This window comes from Neisseria sicca VK64, from assembly GCF_000260655.1.
Lineage (GTDB): Bacteria > Pseudomonadota > Gammaproteobacteria > Burkholderiales > Neisseriaceae > Neisseria > Neisseria sicca_B.
In genome coordinates, this window is sequence record NZ_AJMT01000096.1 from 1 (window position 1) to 1275 (window position 1275).

3 protein-coding genes and 1 pseudogene are annotated in these 1275 nt (G+C 42.1%); all 4 read right to left on the reverse strand.

Annotated elements, in window-relative coordinates:
• Positions 1 to 91 (reverse strand): annotated as a pseudogene (locus HMPREF1051_RS13215) (50S ribosomal protein L18); the annotation flags it as partial.
• A gap of 13 nt (positions 92 to 104) precedes the next feature.
• A complete protein-coding gene (gene rplF / locus HMPREF1051_RS05940; RefSeq protein ID WP_003759722.1) occupies positions 105 to 638 on the reverse strand; it encodes a 50S ribosomal protein L6 in 534 nt (177 codons plus the stop codon).
• Positions 639 to 651: 13 nt separating this feature from the next.
• Positions 652 to 1044, reverse strand: a complete 393-nt coding sequence (rpsH, locus tag HMPREF1051_RS05945) for a 30S ribosomal protein S8 (protein WP_003759723.1) — start codon at positions 1042 to 1044, stop codon at positions 652 to 654.
• 14 nt (positions 1045 to 1058) lie between these two features.
• Positions 1059 to 1275 (reverse strand): 30S ribosomal protein S14 (gene rpsN / locus HMPREF1051_RS13220; protein ID WP_003765775.1); only part of this gene is annotated, 217 nt, incomplete at its 5' end.

Here is a 1275-nt window from a genome sequence, read left to right on the forward strand (position 1 = left end):
TACGGAACACACATAATCTTACCATTTTCAAGTCCGCAATACGTGCACGGGTTTTGCGTGCACGACGGAGTCGGGTTGTATGTTTATCCATTAGTGAACCTCAATTATTTTTTCTTGGCTTCTTTCATCACTACCACTTCACCTACATAACGAACACCCTTACCTTTATAAGGCTCAGGAGAACGGAATGCACGAATTTCAGCAGCGACTTGACCAACCACTTGTTTATCTGCACCAGTCAAAATGATCTCTGTTTGGCTAGGAGTTTGAACAGAAACACCTTCAGGCATTTCATATACGATTGGATGAGAAAAACCCAAAGACAAATTCAAAACTTTGCCTTGAGCTTGAGCACGGTAACCCACACCAATCAATTGTAGTTTTTTCTCAAAACCTTCTGAAACACCTTTGACCATATTATTAACTAATGCACGAGCAGTACCTGACATAGCATTTGCCTGCTTACTGTCATTTTTTGCAGCAAAAGTTAATTTACCATCGTTTAATTCAATGACGACATTAGAAGGCAAAGGAAAGGCCAACTCGCCATTCTTACCCTTGATAACCAATGCTTCTGTTCCAAATTTTACTTCTACACCAGCAGGAACAGTCACTGGGTTTTTTGCGACACGTGACATTTACTTTTCTCCACTAGGCTACGATGCACAACAACTCACCACCGACGCCCTCAGAACGAGCCTTGCGGTCAGTCATCACACCTTTAGAAGTACTAACAATAGCGATACCCAATCCATTCATAACATTGGGAATTTCGCTAGAAGCTTTGTAAATACGCAAACCCGGACGTGAAACACGTTTAATTTGCTCAATCACAGGACGGCCTGCATAATATTTCAATTGAATTTCCAATACCGGCTTCGCATCAGCAGAAACCGAAAAATCCTCGATATAACCTTCCTCTTTCAAGACTTTTGCAATTGCACATTTTAATTTAGAGGAAGGCATGGCAACTGCTACCTTATTGGCACGTTGCGCATTACGAATACGAGTCAACATATCGGAAATAGGATCATGCATACTCATTATTAATACTCCTATTACCAGCTAGCTTTAACAACACCAGGAATCTCGCCACGCATAGCGATTTCGCGGATTTTAATACGACCCAAACCGAATTTACGGAAAGTACCACGAGGACGACCTGTCAAAGCACAACGACGGCGTTGACGTACAGGAGCTGCATTACGCGGAATGGATTGGAATTTCAGACGAGCTTCAAAACGCTCCTCTTCAGTTGCATTCGCATCATTAATA

Excerpts from the sequence above, each read along its gene's own strand:
- rplF (WP_003759722.1), bottom strand. The coding sequence starts at position 638 with ATGTCACGTGTCGCAAAAAACCCAGTGACTGTTCCTGCTGGTGTAGAA.
- rpsH (WP_003759723.1), bottom strand. The coding sequence starts at position 1,044 with ATGAGTATGCATGATCCTATTTCCGATATGTTGACTCGTATTCGTAAT.